1 protein-coding gene is annotated in these 786 nt (G+C 35.0%); it reads left to right on the top strand.

Annotated features, from left to right (window positions below):
• Nucleotide 1: 1 nt before the first annotated feature.
• On the top strand, nucleotides 2–786 hold a 785-nt coding region (locus FEZ08_RS12120), incomplete at its 3' end, for a DNA adenine methylase (protein ID WP_138192776.1).

Here is a 786-nt window from a genome sequence, read left to right as displayed (position 1 = left end):
AATGATTGATTCAACTTTAAAATGGATCGGTGGGAAATCTCGGAGCCGGGATATATATACCAATATATTTCCGGAACATAAAGTATTTGTTTCACCATTTTGTGGAGCATGTCATGTTGAATTGTATAAGAAGCCTGCTGCGGTTGAAATTATTAATGATGTCAATCATCAATTAATAACATTTCTCTCAGAACTGCAACAACATCCAAAGGAATTGATTGCTGCATGTGATGCAATTCCATATTCAGAGAAAATATATAACGATTTTAAGTGGAACCCACCACAAGATATTTCGCCGCTTAAACAAGCAGCGATTTTTTATTTTATGACTACGGCCGGATTTAATGGTGGTGGCAATAAGTATAAATCAGGATTTTCAGTATCTAAAACAGTAAACAAATCCAAACTATACCGGTCTAAGCTATCAAATATGAAACTGATGGCTGATAGAATTAAAGATTGGCAGATTCTTTGTCGTGATTTTGAAGAAGTCATTAAGAAATTTGATTCAGTGGATACATTGTTTTTCTGTGATCCTCCGTACATTGATAAAGAGTATCTATATTCAGGTGGATTTACGTATGATGATCACCGGCGATTGGCAGATGTACTCAATAATGTCAAAGGAAAAGTGGTTCTTTGTTATTATGATGATCCGCTGCTTGCAGAACTTTATCCGGATTGGCATCAGTTTGATTATTCAACGAAGTCATATATGCGTAGCAAAGATGAATGTACAGATAAGACAGAAATCATTTTAACAAACTATGAAGTGCAAATGCAGCT

The organism is Culicoidibacter larvae (genome assembly GCF_005771635.1).
GTDB lineage: Bacteria > Bacillota_I > Bacilli_A > Culicoidibacterales > Culicoidibacteraceae > Culicoidibacter > Culicoidibacter larvae.
Note: the sequence above shows the minus strand (reverse complement) of the source record. Positions and strands in the feature narration are given on the sequence as shown.